The organism is Pseudotabrizicola sp. 4114 (assembly GCF_031457365.1).
GTDB lineage: Bacteria > Pseudomonadota > Alphaproteobacteria > Rhodobacterales > Rhodobacteraceae > Pseudotabrizicola.
On the sequence record NZ_JAVDWP010000003.1, the window covers coordinates 306,789 to 324,106 of the forward strand.

Annotated in this window: 15 protein-coding genes; 14 read left to right on the forward strand and 1 reads right to left on the reverse strand. The window is 64.2% G+C overall.

All coding sequences use genetic code 11. The features are described 5' to 3' along the window. Positions 1-26 precede the first annotated feature (26 nt). The 12 genes from pstB (at position 27) to dusA (ending at position 14,382) form a co-directional block, all read left to right on the forward strand. Positions 27-824: a phosphate ABC transporter ATP-binding protein PstB gene (pstB, locus tag J2X53_RS08925; protein WP_349037140.1), complete on the forward strand. Its 798-nt coding sequence runs from the start codon at positions 27-29 to the stop codon at positions 822-824. Between the two features lie 14 nt (positions 825-838). Next, positions 839-1,549, forward strand: coding sequence for a phosphate signaling complex protein PhoU (gene phoU, locus J2X53_RS08930; protein ID WP_349037376.1), 711 nt, complete (start codon positions 839-841; stop codon positions 1,547-1,549). 138 nt (positions 1,550-1,687) lie between these two features. Then, positions 1,688-2,584 (forward strand): LysR substrate-binding domain-containing protein, encoded by an 897-nt coding sequence (locus tag J2X53_RS08935; protein WP_349037141.1) that lies wholly within the window; start codon positions 1,688-1,690, stop codon positions 2,582-2,584. Between the two features lie 218 nt (positions 2,585-2,802). After that, the gene (locus tag J2X53_RS08940) at positions 2,803-4,161 is read left to right on the forward strand and encodes a flagellar biosynthesis protein FlgA (protein WP_349037142.1); all 1,359 of its coding nucleotides are present in this window, start codon (positions 2,803-2,805) and stop codon (positions 4,159-4,161) included. After that, entirely contained in the window at positions 4,158-4,451 is a 294-nt protein-coding gene (locus J2X53_RS08945; protein ID WP_349037143.1) for a putative quinol monooxygenase, read from the forward strand. Before J2X53_RS08940 ends, J2X53_RS08945 begins: the two co-directional genes overlap by 4 nt. Beyond that, on the forward strand, positions 4,448-5,344 hold the full coding sequence (locus J2X53_RS08950) for an NAD(P)-dependent oxidoreductase (RefSeq protein WP_349037144.1): 897 nt from the start codon (positions 4,448-4,450) through the stop codon (positions 5,342-5,344). The genes J2X53_RS08945 and J2X53_RS08950 overlap by 4 nt, the downstream gene beginning before the upstream one ends. Before the next feature lie 33 nt (positions 5,345-5,377). Next, positions 5,378-6,397 carry a DctP family TRAP transporter solute-binding subunit gene (locus J2X53_RS08955; RefSeq protein WP_349037145.1) on the forward strand — a complete coding sequence of 340 codons (1,020 nt, stop codon included), beginning with the start codon at positions 5,378-5,380 and terminating at the stop codon, positions 6,395-6,397. 98 nt (positions 6,398-6,495) lie between these two features. Then, positions 6,496-6,990, forward strand: coding sequence for a TRAP transporter small permease (locus J2X53_RS08960; protein WP_349037146.1), 495 nt, complete (start codon positions 6,496-6,498; stop codon positions 6,988-6,990). After that, positions 6,987-8,258 carry a TRAP transporter large permease gene (locus J2X53_RS08965; RefSeq protein ID WP_349037147.1) on the forward strand — a complete coding sequence of 424 codons (1,272 nt, stop codon included), beginning with the start codon at positions 6,987-6,989 and terminating at the stop codon, positions 8,256-8,258. The genes J2X53_RS08960 and J2X53_RS08965 overlap by 4 nt, the downstream gene beginning before the upstream one ends. 157 nt (positions 8,259-8,415) lie before the next feature. Further along, a complete protein-coding gene (locus J2X53_RS08970; protein WP_349037148.1) occupies positions 8,416-9,672 on the forward strand; it encodes a DNA repair exonuclease in 1,257 nt (418 codons plus the stop codon). Then, complete coding sequence (locus J2X53_RS08975) at positions 9,672-13,064, forward strand: AAA family ATPase (protein WP_349037149.1); 3,393 nt, start codon at positions 9,672-9,674, stop codon at positions 13,062-13,064. The genes J2X53_RS08970 and J2X53_RS08975 overlap by 1 nt, the downstream gene beginning before the upstream one ends. A gap of 334 nt (positions 13,065-13,398) precedes the next feature. Further along, on the forward strand, positions 13,399-14,382 hold the full coding sequence (dusA, locus tag J2X53_RS08980) for a tRNA dihydrouridine(20/20a) synthase DusA (RefSeq protein WP_349037150.1): 984 nt from the start codon (positions 13,399-13,401) through the stop codon (positions 14,380-14,382). On the opposite strand, the gene J2X53_RS08985 is transcribed toward dusA, so the two are convergent. After that, positions 14,364-15,551 (reverse strand): multidrug effflux MFS transporter, encoded by a 1,188-nt coding sequence (locus J2X53_RS08985; RefSeq protein ID WP_349037151.1) that lies wholly within the window; start codon positions 15,549-15,551, stop codon positions 14,364-14,366. The genes dusA and J2X53_RS08985 overlap by 19 nt on opposite strands. A gap of 141 nt (positions 15,552-15,692) precedes the next feature. Between J2X53_RS08985 and J2X53_RS08990 the strand changes: the two genes are divergently transcribed. Further along, the gene (locus J2X53_RS08990) at positions 15,693-16,511 is read left to right on the forward strand and encodes a sulfite exporter TauE/SafE family protein (protein ID WP_349037152.1); all 819 of its coding nucleotides are present in this window, start codon (positions 15,693-15,695) and stop codon (positions 16,509-16,511) included. Continuing rightward, on the forward strand, positions 16,508-17,239 hold the full coding sequence (locus J2X53_RS08995; protein WP_349037153.1) for a hypothetical protein: 732 nt from the start codon (positions 16,508-16,510) through the stop codon (positions 17,237-17,239). The genes J2X53_RS08990 and J2X53_RS08995 overlap by 4 nt, the downstream gene beginning before the upstream one ends. Positions 17,240-17,318: the final 79 nt, after the last annotated feature.

A 17,318-nucleotide genomic window follows, 5' to 3' on the forward strand; every position in this document is an offset into this window, starting at 1 on the left:
AACGGGCTGAAAAAGGTCAGATCCAGATGAACAACATGCGGATTGCGGAGAGTCAGGTGGAGAGCCACAAGAACAAGATCACGGCGCGGGGGGTGCAGGTGCATTATGGCACCACGCATGCGCTGAAGGATGTCGATGTCGATATCCTCGACAACACCGTGACCGCGTTCATCGGTCCGTCGGGTTGCGGCAAATCCACGTTTCTGCGCTGTCTGAACCGGATGAACGACACCGTGGCCTCGGCCCGGGTGACGGGCGAGATCCTGATCGACGGCGAGAACATCTATGACAAGCGGGTGGATCCGGTGCAGCTGCGCGCCAAGGTGGGCATGGTGTTTCAAAAGCCCAACCCGTTCCCCAAGTCGATCTATGACAACGTGGCGTATGGGCCGAAAATCCACGGCCTGACCCGGCACAAGGCCGATCTGGACGAGATCGTCGAGGCCTGCCTGCGCAAGGCCGCGCTGTGGAACGAGGTCAAGGACCGGCTCGACAGCCCCGGCACCGGGTTGTCGGGCGGCCAGCAGCAGCGGCTGTGCATCGCGCGGGCCATCGCCACCTCGCCCGAGGTGTTGCTGATGGACGAGCCGTGCTCGGCGCTGGACCCGATCGCCACCGCCCAGGTCGAAGAGCTGATCGACGGGCTGCGCACCCAGTTCTCGGTGGTGATCGTGACCCACTCGATGCAACAGGCCGCCCGCGTGTCACAGCGCACGGCCTTTTTCCACCTCGGCCATCTGGTGGAATACGGCGAGACCGGCACGATCTTTACCAACCCGGTCGATCCGCGCACGGAATCATACATATCCGGCCGGATCGGCTGACGGGGGCAACCATGATCAATTCTGAGCCGCATATCATGCGGGCGTTTGACCGCGATCTTGAAACGGTACAGGCGATGCTGATGAGAATGGGCAGCCTTGTCGAGGATGCCATCGTCCGCGCCGCCGAAGCGCTGGATGCGCGCGACAATGATCTGGCGGGCCGCGTGGTGCGGGGCGATGCTGTGATTGATGCGCTGGAAGAACAGGTGAACCTTGAATGCGCCCGCATCATTGCCCTGCGCTCGCCCACCGCCACCGATCTGCGCACCGTGCTGACCGTGATGAAGATCGCCGCCTATCTGGAGCGCTGTGGCGATTATGCCAAGAACCTGGCCAAGCGGTCGACGGTGCTGAACCAGACAGCGCCGATCGGGGACTCTGCCGGTTCGGTGATGCGCATGGCAAAGCTGGTGCAACAGCTGATCCGGGATGCGCTTGACGCCTATATCAAACGCGATGCCACGCTGGCCATCGAGGTGCGTCAGCGCGACACCGAAGTGGACCAGATGTACAACGCGCTGTTCCGCGAATTCCTGACCCATATGATGGAAGACCCGCGCAACATCACGGCCTGCATGCATCTGCATTTCATCGCCAAGAACATCGAACGGGTGGGCGACCATGCGACCGGAATTGCCGAACAGGTGATCTATCTGGTCACCGGCACGCTGCCTGCCGAGCAACGACCCAAAGGCGACACGACCGCCTATGACCGGGGCGCCTGACCGGGCGCTGCCGGGCTGACCGGGGCCTGTGTGATGCCCGCAGCATGCGGCTCAGCACCGCTGATCCGGTTCAACGGGTTCACAAGGCGGCCCCTTTCCCCTAACGGTTGGGTCATATCCAGCGGCAAGGGGCACGTCTTGGTACCGTTCCGGGCGATATCGGTGTTCTATCAGGTGGCGACGCTGAATTCAGTGGCGGCGGCGGCCGAACATCTGGGCGTCACGCCGTCGGCGGTGACCCAGCAACTGCGGGCGCTGGAACAGCAGATCGGCACCTCGCTGGTGACAAAGGTGGGGCGCAAGATCCGGCTGACCGAGGCAGGCGAGCGTTATTTTGAAATGATCGCCGAACAGGTTGAAGGCATCATTGCCTCAACGCAGTTGATTCAGGGCGCGAAACCTTCGACCCTGCTGACGATCCGGGCCACCCCGACCATCTCGACCAAGTGGCTGTTGCCGCGTCTGCCCACGTTTCTGGACGCCAATCCCGACATCGACATCCGGCTGGATGGCACCAATGAACCGACCGATTTCGCCCGTGATCTGGTGGATGTTGAAATCCGGCATGGCACCGGCAAATGGACCGGGCTGCACATAGAGCCGCTGGTCGAAGAACGGTTCGTGCCAGTCTGTGCGCCGTCGCTTGCGGGGCAGGGCGCGCTGCAAGTGGGGGATCTGGCGGGCTTTCGGCTGATCCATTCGGTCAAGGCGCAGGTGCAGTGGAACACGCTGTTCCAGAAGGCTGGCATCGGCGATCAGGGCGTGATGAAGCGGCTGTATTTTGACCGCTCGCACATGGCGGTGGATGCGGCGGTTCTGGGGTTGGGCGTTGCATTGGAAAGCACCCTGATGATGGAGCGCGAATTGCAGACCGGGCAGCTGGTGGTGCCGTTGCGCGAGGTGCCGGAAATGCGGGTGACGACGCAATGGCTGGTCTGCCCCCATGCCAACCTGCGGCGCAGGCGGGTAAAGCGGTTTCTGGACTGGGTGCGTGAACAGGCACGTGACTGGCAGCGCATTGGCGCGAACGCTTAGAATTTCTAATCAAAGAGTGAGAAAGAATAAATTGTTCTCACGCCTCAGGTGCGGGACAGTCACAGCATCGGTGATGGCGCAGTCATGGCCGATCAGGGGGAAAACCAGACCGACACTGATGTGACCCGCCCCGCTTTGGGCGCGCGCGGCTGTGCTTTCCTCGTGTGCGCAATATTCCGGGTCTGACGCAGATGTCGGCCTGTTTCTGGAGATGACCCATGAATCTGTACTCGATGCTGTCAGCCCGCAACGACTCTGGCCGCCCGATCCGCGTTGGTCTGATCGGCGCCGGTAAATTCGGCTCGATGGTGCTGGCACAGGCGCGCAAGATTGCGGGCTATCACATCGTCGGCGTGGCTGATCTGGATGCAGGCAAGGCCCGGGCGTCGCTGGTGCGCACCGGCTGGCAACCCGAAGAATACGCGGCGAAGTCGCTGGGCGATGCGATGGACACCGGGCGCACGTTTGTGACCGACGATGCCGCAGCCCTGTGTGCGTTTGACGGCATCGAATGCATCATCGAAGCCACCGGCCATCCGATTGCCGGGGTGCGCCACGCGCTGATGGCCATCGACGGAATGAAGCATATCGTGATGGTGAACGTCGAGGCCGATGTGATGTGCGGCCCGATCCTTGGCCGGATGGCGCGGGACAAGGGTCTGGTCTATTCGATGGCCTATGGCGATCAGCCTGCCTTCATCTGCGAGCTGGTCGATTGGGTGCGCTCTTGCGGGTTCGAGCTGACCTCGGCCGGCAAGGGCATGAACTTCCGTCCCGAATTCCGCTATTCGACGCCGGATACCGTCTGGGGCTATTTCGGCTGGAGCGAGGAATTCGTCGCCAAGGGCGATTTTAATCCGAAGATGTACAACTCTTTCACCGATGGCACCAAGGCCGCGATCGAAATGGCGGCGGTGGCCAATGGCACCGGCCTCGATTGCCCGGATGACGGATTGGCGTTTTATCCCACCGGCTTGCACGATCTGGCGCAGGTGTTCAAACCCGCATCCGAAGGCGGTCGCCTGCCATCAAACGGGTTGGTTGATATTGCCGCCAGCGTCGAACCCGATGGCCGCAAGGTGGTGAACAACATTCAGTATGGCATGTTCGTCACCTTCCGCGCGCCGGACGAGTACACCAAGGGCTGCTTTGAGCAATATGGCCTGCTGACCGACAAATCGGGCTGGTATGGCTCGATGTGGCGTCCGTTCCATCTGATCGGGCTGGAAACCTCGGTTTCGGTGCTTTCGGCGGTGCTGCGCCATGAGCCGACAGGCTCTTCGAAAGAGTTCCGGGGCGATGCGGTTGCGACCGCCAAGTCAGACCTGAAGGCGGGATCCTATCTGGATGGCGAGGGTGGTTTTGCGACATGGGCCAAAGCCATTCCGGCGACGATTTCTACCGCCATTGACGCATTGCCAATGGGGTTGGCACATCATGTGAAGCTGAAGAACGACATTGCACGCGACCAGATCGTGCGGATGTCGGATGTGGAATTTGTCGATGATCTGGACGTGGTTGCCTTGCGCCGCGAACAGGTGGTGACGATGGGGCCAAAGGCGGAGAAAGCGGCATGAGCTTTGTCGTCCTGCCAGAATTCCATGTCGCGCCCGACAAGCTGACCGCCTTTCTGGCGGCAGCACGGGCCGATGCCGAGGCGTCACTGGCCGATGAACCCGGCTGCCTGCAATTCGATGTGGTGGTGCAGCAGGGCGAGGGCGTGGCGCGCGTGCTGTTCTACGAGGTGTATACCGACCGCGCAGCCTTTGACGCGCATCTGCAAACCCCGCATCTGGCAGCGTTCCGCGATGCACTGGTGCTGTGCGACGAACAGCCGGTGCGGTTTCTGGACCGCGTTGTGCCATGAGCACGGGGTGGACAGTCGCAGTTCTGGGCACCGGGCTGATGGGCGGCCCGATGGCCGCCAATCTGGCCGCCGCCGGGCACAGTCTGCGGGTCTGGAACCGGACGCTTGAAAAGGCCAAAACCGCAGGCGACGGCGTGACGGTCTGCACAACGGCGGAACAGGCGGTCCGCGGGGCGCGGGCGGTGGTCGTCATGCTGTCCTCTGGCCCGGTCTGTGAGGCGGTGCTGTTCGGGTCAGGCGGTGCTGCGGCTGCGATGGACAGGGGTGCAAGCCTGATCGTCATGTCCTCTGTCTCGCTTGACGAGGCACAGGCGATGGCCCGCACGGCGCGGAACATGGGACTGGTCTGGATGGATGCGCCGGTTTCGGGCGGAACGGTCGCGGCAAAAGCGGGCACGCTGTCGATCATGGCGGGGGGTGACGCGGATGAGATTGCCGCCGTGCATCCGGTTCTGTCGGCGATGGGCACGGTCACCCATGTCGGGCCGGACGGATCGGGCGCGCTGACCAAGCTGGTCAATCAGCTGCTGGTCGCGTCCACGATCTGTGCCGTATCCGAAGCGCTGCTGCTGGCGCGTCAAGGCGGGGCGGACCCCGCACGGGTGCGTCAGGCGCTGATGGGGGGCTTTGCCGGGTCGCGCATCCTTGAGCTGCATGGTGCGCGGATGATCGCGGGTGACTTTACGCCCGGCGGACCCGCGAAATACCAGATCAAGGACACCGGGGCGGCCAGAACACTGGCGCAATCGCTGGGGCTGGACCTGCCGCTGCTGGAACTGGCGGATCAGCTGTTCACCGATCTGGTCGCGCATGGCGGCGGCGATCTGGACCATTCGGCCCTGATCCTTGAACTTGAACGACGCAACGGTCTGCGCCCCAAGGCGCTGATCTGAAATAATAACCTAAGTCACATGGGAGGAAACCTGATGACATATCACCTGACCCGCCGCACCCTGATGCAGGGGGCTGCTGCCGTGGCCCTGATGCTTGCCGGGATGATGGCCCCCAACCCCGCTTTGGCCGAAACCCAGTTGCGCATGGCCGTGCCGGACCCGGCCGAAAGCTCGGTCGGTCGTGCCGCCACCCGTTTTGCTGCATTGGTCGCAGAGAAAACCAGCGGCGAGGTGGTCATCCAGGTGTTCCCCGATGGCATCCTCTATGGCAAGGATCAGAACGCCGCGATCAACCAGCTGGGGTCCGGCGCGCTGGACGGGCTTATTCTGGCCACATCGGTCTATGCGTCGTTCGAGCCAAAGATGAACGCGATTTCGCTGCCCTATCTGTTTTCCGACTATGACCAGCTGCAAGCCTATCTGGCGGGCGCACCGGGGCAGGAGCTGCTGACCTCGATGGAGCGGCTGAACATCAAGGGGCTTGGCTTTTTCCTGCGCACCTTCCGCAACGTGACCACGCGCGAAACCGCAATCACCACCGCCGAAGGCTTTGCCGGTCTGAACCTGCGCACGCCGAACAACCCCTTGTTCGTCAGCCTGTTTCAGGCGCTTGGCGCAAACCCGACACCGATGGCGTTTTCCGAAGTCTATTCCGCCCTGCAACTCAAGGCGATCGACGGACAGGAAAACCCGGTCGAAGTGCCGTTCAACAACCGGCTTTACGAGGTGCAGGGGCATCTGAACATCACCCAGCATCTGGCCGACAGCTTCCTTGTCGCGCTGTCGTCTGCGGCGTGGCAGAAGATTCCGGCTGACCACCATGCTGCGGTTCAGGCGGCAGCCACCGAAATGATTGCGGAACAGGACGCGCAGGAAATTGCGCAAGAGGCCGAAATCATCGAAAAGCTGAAAGCGGCGGGCATGCAGGTGAACCAGTTGGCCGACGGCGAGCTGGAAAAGATCCAGACCGTCGCGCGGGGCATCTATCCGCAGTTCGAAGCGCAGATCACACCCGAGTTCATGCAAAAAAGCATCGACTTCGTGTCACAGTGACAGGGTGACGCTTTGGGTGGGGCGCGTACAGACTGCCCCACCCTTTGCCTGACGCCTGCCGGTGGCGGCAAAAGCCGGAAAGATTGGGGGGAGTGAAGATGAAAACCATCGACCGATGGATCTGGCGGCTTGTCGATGCCGTGCTGCTGATCGCCATCACCGGGATGATCGGGCTGATTGCCCTGCAGGTGGTGTCGCGTCTTTGGGGCAGTTCCGTTCCATGGACCGAAGAGCTGTCGCGCTTTTTGTTCATCTGGACAATCTGGTTCGGGGTGGCCGCAAGTTTCCGGACCGGGCAGCACCCCGCCGTGACCCTGCTGTCTGATCTGGTCACCGATCCGGCAAGCCGCCGGGTGATCGACCTGATCCCGGCTGTGGCCGCAGCCGCCCTGTTCACCATTGTCGCCTATTACGGCTGGAGCCTTCTGGCCCAGCAGATCCGCTTTGGCGAAACCTCTCCGATCCTGCGGGTCGGCATGTGGCTGGCCACGCTGCCGCTGGTGCTTGGCTCTGCTCTGGCCGTCATCGGTGCGCTGATCCATGGCGTGCAAGGCAGCGACTATAGCCATGCCATCAAGGAGACCCGCAAATGAGCCTGATGCTTTTGTTGTGCTTTGCCATTCTGGCCGCACTGGGCGTGCCGCTGGCGGTGGCTCTGGGGCTTGGGACGGTCATCACCCTGCAGATTTACGGACTACCGCTGTCGATGATCACCCAGACCCTTGCCACCTCGATCAATTCCTTTCTGCTGATCGCCGTTCCGCTGTTCATTCTTGCCGGTCAGATCATGGAGCGTGGCGGGCTGTCCGAGCGTATCTTTGACGCGGCCGAAGCCATGGTCGGGCGGTTTCGCGGCGGGCTTGGTCACGTCAATATCGCATCATCCTTTGTGTTCGGCGGTATCTCCGGTTCTTCGGTGGCCGACATTGCCAGTCTGGGGCCGATCACCATCAAGTCGATGACATCACGCGGGTATCCGCTGCCGTATGCGGCGGCGCTGACGCTGATCACGGCCACACTTGCCACGCTGGTGCCGCCGTCGATCCTGATCATCGTTGCTGCCGCAGCGGCGGGCCAGTCGGTTGGCGCGGCCCTGGCCGGGGGGCTTGGGCCGGGTATCCTTCTTGCGGTGTCGCTGGCTGTCTACAACTATGTGGTGTCGCGCCAGCGCGGCTATGGCACGGTGGTGCCGTTTGACCGCGCCCGGTTTGCCCGGTCGATCCTGCGGGCGCTGCCCTCTGTCGGCGCGCCGGTCATCATCCTGACCGGCATGTTTTCCGGCATCGTGACACCAACCGAGGGCGCGGGGCTTGCGGTGATCTACACCCTGCTTGTCGGCGGGATTGTTCACCGCGAAATCGGCTGGCGCGATTTCATCGAGCTTGCGATCAAGGCCGGGCAACTGGCGGGGACCGTGCTGTTGATCCTGATGGTGGCCTCGGCTGCGACCTTTATCTTTACCGTGGATCTGCTGCCGCAAAAGGCATCCGGCCTGCTGTCGCTGATCAGCGGATCGCCCTTTGTGACGCTGCTGATGATGGGGGTGATCTTTCTGATCGTCGGCATGCTGATGGATATCGTGGCGGCGGCGCTGATGCTGATCCCGGTGCTGATGCCCGCGGCGGTTGCCGCCGGGGTCGATCCGATGCATTTCCTGATCTTCATGGTCACCTGCCTTGCCATCGGTTTAGCCACGCCCCCGGTCGGCACCTGCCTGTTTGCCACGGCTTATGTCGCCAAAATACCGACCGAACGGCTGGTGGTCGCAAGTCTGCCGTTCTACGCGATCAATCTGGCGGCGGCGGTTATGGTTGCGGCATTCCCGCAGATCGTGATGTGGCCCATAGCCTTGCTGACATGACACCGGCCATCATTGTCCTGATGCGTGGCACTGGATCAAGGTGCCCCGAAGCGGAAGCGGGCGCAAAGATATGCCTGAAATTCAACCGAATAGAGACTTGCCGGATGTTTCAGCCCGCCCCATAGTTCGCCTGACCAGAACTTTTCAGGTGTTTTTTTTGGCCTTTCGTTTCATCCATACCGCCGATCTTCATCTTGATGCACCGTTGAAGGCCATTGCGCTGAGGGATCCTGATCTGGCGCAGCAGGTCGGGGTGGCGTCGCGCACCGCCTTTTCGCGCATTGTGGATCTGTGCATCGAAGAGGCGGTCGCATTCTTGCTGATCTCGGGTGATTTGTGGGATGGGGCCTACAGTTCGACCAAGACCCCCCGGTTCATGAAACAGGAATTGCAGCGGCTGCAGGGCGCCGGCATCCGATGCTTCATCATCCGTGGCAACCATGATGCCCTCGCCCGCCAGACGGGCGAGCTGGAGTTGCCGGACAATACCTTTCTTTTCGGGGGCAGAGCATCGACCGAAACGCTGGAGAGGGACGGCCACCTTATTGCCATCCACGGGCTGAGCTTTCGTGATCCTCATGCCCCGGAAAGCCTGTTGCCGCGCTATCCGGCGCCACGACCCGGCGCGTTCAACATTGGCATGATGCACACCAGCCTGAACGGCAGCCCCGGCCATGATAACTACGCGCCCTGCAGCGTCGCCGAGCTGGAGGCGCATGGCTATGACTACTGGGCGCTTGGCCATATTCATCGCCGTGCAGAATACGTCGGGCGCGCCACGATCGTCATGCCCGGTATTCCACAGGGCCGCGACATCGGCGAGGCGGGGCCGGCATCGGTGACTCTGGTCACTGTGGCGGATGACAATACGGTCACGCTGGAACAGCGCCCGGTGGCCTGCCTGCGTTTCGACCGGCTCGACCTCGATTGTACCGGGGTTGCCGACTGGGCGGAGCTGCTGACAGCGCTTGAGCGTGCAATCCGCCATGCGGGGCAGGGCGTACGCAGCGCGGATCATCTCGTGATCCGCCCTGTCCTGCGGGGTGCCATGCCGCTGGTCTGGCGGATGGCCCGCGACCTGGATCGCCTGACCGAAGAAGCGCGCATCATGGCCGCCGCTGCCGGGGTCTGGATCGACAAGCTGGAATTGCGCGTGACCGGCGATGTCACAGCCACCGCAGACAGCCATCTGCCTGCCGATCTGGTCCGGACGGTTCTGGAAGACCTGCCACAGGATCCCGCGCTGGTGACCGCGCTTCAGGTGGCCGCGCAGGAGCTGCTCCGCGATCTTCCGCCGGATCTGCGCGACATTCTGGGGCAGGATGAGGCCGCGCTGGCACAACGGTGCCGTGACCTTCTGGCCCAAGGCGCTCCGCGTATTCTGGCCGGGCTGACCCCGGACACGGCCGCCTGATGCGGCTCGATTGCCTGAACCTGACGCGCTATGGCCGCTTTACCGACCGCAGCCTGTCCTTTGCATCCCCTAGCCCCGGCGCGCCTGATCTGCACATCGTCTACGGCCCGAATGAGGCCGGAAAATCCACGCTGTTCGCGGCCTGGCTCGACCTGTTGTTCGGAATCCCCACCCGCACCAGATATGATTTTCTTCATCCGGGTCCGACACTGCAGATCGGTGCAGAGCTGACCCATGCCGGATCCGGGCTGCATTTCAAACGGCTCAAACGCAACACCGCCAGCCTGCTGGACCGGCACGATGCCCCGATCCCCGAAGCCGTGCTGCAAGGCGCATTGGGCGGGCTGTCGCGTGAGGGGTATTCGGCCATGTTCTCGCTGGATGACGAGACGCTGGAACGGGGGGGCGACAGTATTCTCGCCAGCCGTGGCGATCTGGGCGAGATGCTGTTTTCGGCAAGCGCCGGTCTGTCCAGCCTTGCCCCACAGCTTGAAACCCTGCGCGCCGGTCTTGACGGGTTCCACCGCAGCGGCAAGCGCAGTGGCTGGCTCTATGACGCCAAAAAGCAACTCGCGGAACTGGACACGCAGCGCCGGGGGCTGGAGGTATCTTCCGGTGCCCTGCAAAAACTGCTGCGTGAGGCGACAGCCGCCGAACAGGACTGGCGAGACGCCCGCGCGCGCGAAGACGCGGTGCAGGCAGATCTTGACCACTTGCAGGAAATTGCAGGAACACTGCCGCTGCTGGCCCAACTGGCGGGGCTGGAAATGCGGCTCGCCCCCTTGCAGCACCTGCCCGATGCCGCACCCGAGGTGCAGGAGCAGTTCGGGCGGATCGACACCGACAGGCGGGATCTGACCAACCGCATCCGCGACCGGGCATTGCGATTAAAGGGGCTGGAGGAGCAGCTTGCCGCGCTGGCCGTTGATCCTGACGCTCTGGCGCAGGCCGCTGCGATTGAAGCGGCCGAAGCCCTGCGGCCTGAACATGACACTGCAATCAAGGATCTGCCCCGCCGCCGGGAGGAGGCGCAGGAGGCCAATGCCTGCGTGCAGTCGCTGGTGGCACAGCTGGGCCATGCGGGTGCCGACGCCTCCGGTCTGTGTCTGCCGGGTGCGCAGATTTCTGCGCTGCGGACACTTCTGACGGCGCGCTCGGGTCTGCAAGGCAGGGTTTCCGCCAGCGCCGAAGAAACCCGCAAAGCCGCCGTGCTGCTGGAGCGTGAGCGTGAGCGGCTGGGCGATCCCGGCCCCGCCGAAGACGAGGCTGCGCTTGCAGCGCTTCTCACCCGGCTGCGCGCGCAGGACCCGGTTGATGCCTTGGCCCGCGCGCGGCGGGACCGGGATCAGGCCCTTGGCAGGTTGCAAAGCGCCCTCGGCGCATTGGCGCCCTGGGCAGGGGATGGCGACAGCCTGGCGGCACTCACCGTCCCTCCGGGCTGGCAGATTGAAGCATGGGATCAAGCGCAGGAAACTGCCCGCCAGCAAGAGCTTGACGCTCGGCGTGACGTGACAGCCCTGCGCGATGAGTTGAACAGACTGCAATCCGGGGCGTCCGGGCGCACGGCGGCGCAATCGGCCAGTGGCATGACCCTTGCCGATGCCGCACGCGCCCGCAGCATGCGCGAAGCGCTTTGGGCGGCGCATCTGGCAGACTTGTCTGCGGACAGCGCGCGCCAGTTCGAACAGGCCCTGCGCGAGGACGACCGGATTGCTGCGGTGCTTGCCGAAGCCATGGCCGACGCACGGCGTGAGGCGCTGGATCAGGTCACACAAAAAGCCTTAGCGGCCCGGCTGGCAGAGGCCGAGGCCCGGCTCGCCGCCGCTTTGGCCGATCAGACCCACACCCGGGCCGCAATCGGGGCCGCCTGTTCGGCCCTGACTCTGCAAGGGGAATCGCTGTCTGGCCTGAAGACATGGCTTGATCTGCGGATTGCCGCGCTGACTGAGCGCCGGGCGCTGCGGGATGCTGAAACCGCCGTCAGTCGTTGTGAAGACGCGCTGGAGGCTGCAATCCGCGCCCTCAGCACCGCGCTGCAAAGACCAGCCACCGAAGGCCCCGCTGGGTTTGAGGCTCTGCTGGCCGAGGCCGTGGCCCGGACCGAGGCGTCGGAACGCCGCCGCGAAGCGCGGCAACGGTTGGTGACGCTGGGCTCTGACCTGCGTGAACGCAGGCAGGCCGAAACCGACGCCCGCACCGCATTGGAGGGCTGGCGGCTGGAGTGGAGTGCTGCCAGCCGTGGCAGCATCCTTGCGGGATATTCCGACGAAGACACCGGCCTTGGGACCGCTCTGGAGCTGCTGGCCCAACTGAACGTCGCGGATCAGACTGCCACCGGGCTGAACGACCGTATCGACAAGATGGAGGCCAATCGCCACCGCTTTGCCGAAGCCAGAGCCAGCATTCTGGCCGGGCTGGCTCTGGATCAGACTGTGCCCTGGGCCGATGTCCTGACCCGTCTGCGGCGCGCGCAGGACGCAGCGCGCGACCACGACACACTCGCCGGTCAGATCGCCCGGGAGCAGCAGCAAGAGACCGGGGATCGCCGCGCCCTGGACGCCTGCACTGCCGCGGCCGAGGCGCTTGGCGCGACCCTTGGCTGGTCCGCAGCGGATGGCAGCCTCGGCGATCATATCGCGCGTTGCTGCGAGGCAGCCACCCTGCGCCGGACCATCGAAAGCCTGCGCAACGATCTGCTTGACCGTCCGGCCCCGGCAGAGGGAGAGGATATCGGATCCATCCGGCAACAGATGGCCCGCCTGAAAACCGATCAGCAGCTTCTGCGCAGTGAAACCGAAGCGCGATACGGCACCTGTCAGGAGGCAAAGCGCAAGATCGAGGCGGTGGGCGGCGATGACACGCTGGCCCGCATTGCAGCCACGCGTGAAAACCTTTTGCTCGACATCCGCGAACGGGCCGAGGCCCATCTGGCCGGTCGCTTTGGCCTGATTGCCTTTGAGGCCGGTCTGCGCCGCTACCGGGACCAGCATCGCAGCGCCATGCTGACACGGGCGTCAGAGGCCTTCAGCCGGCTCAGCCAAGGCGCTTATTCGGGCCTCGCCGCGCAACCCGATGGTCAGCAAGAGGTTCTGGTCGCTCTCGCTGCCGGGGGCGGCGCAAAACTTGCGGTTGATCTGTCAAAGGGCACCCGGTTCCAGCTTTACCTCGCGCTGCGCATCGCAGGCTATCACGAGCTGGCCCAGAGCCGCCCCACGGTGCCCTTTGTCGCCGATGATATCATGGAGACCTTTGACGACGCGCGCTCGGCCGCCGCTTTTGCGCTGCTGGCCGAAATGTCGCGCGTCGGTCAGGTGATCTATCTGACGCACCACCGCCACCTTTGCGACATTGCCAGATCCGTCTGCCCGGAAGCAAATGTGATTGACCTGTGAGTCCTTTGAAAACTGTCACGTTGCCGGATGACACGCCCCCCGCCCATGCTGTCTGCGCGTGGTATTGAATAGCGTCAATGTTGATGCCCCGCGCTACGTGACCGGCCGCGCTTCGGCGTCGCGAGAGTGGTTGCGGTGCTTCTGCAGGGAGGTTTCCCTACGGCGCATATATCGGCTATAGACACGTCAAACAGGTCGCCACAACTGTGCAGGCGGGGCAGGACGCGGTTGGTCGGCAGCCCCTGATATATCAATGTCCCGGTGTGCGCCCACTTGGGGGTGTCGTCACGGCGTGAGGGACCGCACGGGTCAACGGATTGAAGATACGATGAAAATGACTGAAACTCAAACGCACAGACTGTCCGTGGCGCCCATGATGGACTGGACTGACCGTCATTGCCGCGTCTTTCACCGCATGATGACGCGGCGCGCGATGCTGTATACCGAGATGGTGACGGCCCCGGCGATCCTGCACGGGCCGCGCCCGAAGCTGCTGGATTTCAGCGCGGTGGAGCATCCGGTGGCGTTGCAGCTGGGTGGCTCGGACCCGCGCGAGCTGGCGCAGGCGGTGCGGATCGCGCGCGACTGGGGCTATGACGAGATCAACCTGAACGTCGGCTGCCCGTCGGACCGGGTGCAATCGGGCTGTTTCGGCGCGGTGCTGATGGAACGTCCGGCGCTGGTGGCCGACTGTGTGGCCGCGATGATCGCGGAATCTGCGGTGCCGGTGACGGTGAAGTGCCGGATCGGGGTCGATGACCAGATCCCGGAGGAGGTGCTGCCGGGGTTCATCGAAACCGTTGCGCAGGCCGGGGTGAGCCATTTCGTGATCCACGCCCGCAAGGCCTGGCTGAAGGGGCTGTCACCCAAGGAAAACCGCGAGATCCCGCCGCTGGATTATCCGCTGGTGCTGCGGATGAAGCGGCAGTTTCCCGAGCTGACCATTTGCATCAACGGCGGGGTGTCCACCTTGGCACAGGCCAAAGATCTGCTGGATCAGGGGCTTGACGGGGTGATGCTGGGGCGGGCGGCCTATCACGACCCGGCGGCCACGCTGATCGGGGCCGATGCGCTGTGGGGCAGCGATTATGCGCCCGATGCCCACCGCGTGGTGTTGGACATGAAGCCCTATATCGCCGCCCATCTGGCGGCGGGCGGGCGGCTGCACCAGATCACCCGGCATATGCTGGGCCTGTTCACCGGCCGCCCCGGCGCGCGCGGCTGGCGGCGGGTGCTGTCCGAAGGGGCCACGCGTGAGGGCGCAGGGCTGGACCTGCTGGACCACGCTCTGGCGCAGGTTCAGGCCACCGCGGCCTGAGTCCGGACCAGCCGCGACAGCGCCAGGGCAATCGCCCCGCAGATGGCAATCGCCGCCAGCATCGGTAGTGCTGTGCCGTCAAAGAACGGAGCGGTCACCGCGATCATCACGCCCCCCGCCAGCATCTGCAGCGTGCCGCCGAGCGAGGACGCCAGACCCGCGATGTCGCCATGATCCTCCAGCGCCAGCACCATCACGGTGGGAATGACCAGCCCGAGGAAGGCATTGGCGACAAACAGCCCGGCCATCACTACCGCAAGATTGGCGAACCCCATGGCTCCGATCAGCGCCAGACAGACCGTGCTGGCAAAGAACCCCACCACCGCCACCCGCACCACCCGTGTCGCCCCAAAGCGCTGACCAAAGCCGGCGGCGAGTTGCGAGGCCGAGAAAAACCCGATCGCATTGACCGCAAAGGCCAGCGAGAACCCGGTCGGCGACAGGCCAAAGGCTTGCGTGTAGACAAAGGGGCCAGAGGCGATGAAGACAAAGAAACTCGCCATGGCAAAGCCGCCCAGAAAGGTCAGCGCCATGAAAGTCCGGTCGTTGAACAGCCGTCTTGCGCCGCGCAGGGTGTCGGCCATGTCAAACCGCTGCCGCTGCGCCATCGGCAAGGTTTCGGTCAGCACAAAGCGGATCATCAAGAGCGACAGCAGCGCCGCGATGGCCAGCACGCCAAAAATCCAGCGCCAGTCGGCGATGGCCATCACCCCGGCCCCCGCCAGCGGGGCCAGCATCGGCGAGACCGAGATCACCAGCATGATCGCCGCCATCAGCCGCGTGGCCTGATGCCCGGTGGCCATGTCGCGGATGATCGCGCGCGGCACCACCATCACGGCCGCGCCGCCCAGCCCTTGCACAAACCGCCCGGCGGTCAGCCAGCCAATCGTCGGAGCCAACGCACAGATCAGCGTGCCCAGCAGGAACACCGCCAGCCCGGCATAGAGCGGGGCCTTGCGCCCGGCCTGATCGGCCCAGGGGCCGTAAAACAGCTGCGCCACGCCAAAGGCCAGAAAATACGCGGTGATCGTGCCCTGCATCGCCGCAACACTGGTGCCGAGATCGGCCCCGATATCGGGCATCGCCGGCAGATACATGTCGATGGCAAAGGGACCAACGCAGGACAACAGCCCCAGCACAAGCGCGGGGCGCAACAACGAAGAGGACATGGGGAACGACTCGCATCGGGGGAATGGTGTGACAGGACTACACCTTTTGCGCGGCCGCAGTAACCCTGCACTGGCCCCGGCCAAGGCAGAGCGCTATGACGGTTGCACACGCGCCCTGCACCGTTGCCATAGGAATTGCCGATGCCAGACCTGAGCCTTCTTTTGCCGATGATCGGTCTGCTGGCCGTGATCGGCCTGTTTGCGGGCGTCATCGCCGGGCTGCTGGGGGTCGGGGGCGGTATCGTGCTGGTGCCGGCCTTTTTCTATGCCTTCGGCTATCTGGGCTTTGGCGGCCCGCAGCTGATGCAGGTCTGTCTGGCAACCTCGCTCGCCACCATCGTGGTGACCTCGGCGCGCTCGGTCATGGCGCATCACAAACGCGGCGCGGTGGACTGGGAGATCTTGCGCAGCTGGGCCCCCTATATCGGCGTGGGCGCGGTGATCGGGGTGTTCACGGCGGCGGCGCTGAAATCGGTGACCTTGCAGGCGATCTTTGGCGTGTTGGGCATTATCGTCGGCCTCTACATGGCCTTTGGCCGGTCAGACTGGCGGCTTGGGGCAGGGATGCCAAAGGGCGCAAAGCGCGCGGGGTTTGGCAGCATGATCGGGTTCTTGTCGGTGCTGATGGGCATCGGCGGCGGCAGCTTTGGCGTGCCGCTGATGAGCCTTTACAACACGCCGATCCACCGCGCCGTCGCCACCGCTTCTGGCTTTGGCATGACAATCGCGGTGCCTTCGGTGCTGGTGTTCCTGTTCCTGCCGGTGACAGGTGCGCCGCCCTATACGCTGGGCGCGGTCAACCTGCCGGCCTTTGCGCTGATCTTTGCGATGACCATGATTTCAACGCCCTGGGGGGTAAAGCTCGCGCATGCGATGGACCCCAAGCCGCTGAAACGGGTGTTTGCGGTGTTCATCACGCTGGTCGCGCTGAACATGCTGCGCAAGGTGCTGGGCTATTGACCGATCCGGGGTGGTGCAGGATCGGGCCAGATCCGGCGATTGCCGACTGGGCGCGCGCGGCGCTGCCGGTGGCAGAGCAGGCAATCGCGGACAGTGCAGAGCCCTGGCGCTGTGGCGGGACATGGTTTGTCGGCGTCGATGCGCTGCCAAATGGCCCTGATGGCGCGGTTGCGGGCGCGGCGTTCCCCTGGGCCGCGCTGCCGCTGACCCCGGTGCCGCTGCATCCGGCGCAGCTTTCGGTGATCCGCCCCGGCTATCCGCAACCGTCCCCTGACGAATCGGCCAGCGCCTTGCGCTTTCGCCAGACCCGTGACGCCGCCCATCTGGACGGTCTGTTGCCGGTCGGCCCCGCCCGCCGCCGGATGATCCGCGAGCCGCATGCGTGGATCCTGGGCCTGCCGCTGACCGACATCCGCGCCGCCCCTCTGGTGGTGTGGGAGGGCAGCCACCGGATCATGGCGCAAGCGCTGCAAGACGCGCTGCGCCCGCATCCACCACAGCATTGGGGCGATATCGACGTGACCGCTGCCTATCAGGCGGCCCGTGCCGAGGTGTTCCGATCCTGCCCGCGCAGAGAGCTGCCCGCAGGCATAGGCGAGGCCACGCTGCTGCACCGTCTGACCGTGCATGGCGTCGCCCCGTGGCAGGGCGCGGAAGCGGGCGACCGGATCATCGCCTATCTCCGCCCGATGCTGGCCAGCGTGGCCGAATGGATCACGGCACCGTAGGTCTGTGCGCCGAAGGCTGCGCCGGCTGTGAGGGCGGAGCCTCCGGCGGGAGTATTTCAGAAAGGTGCAATCCACCTGT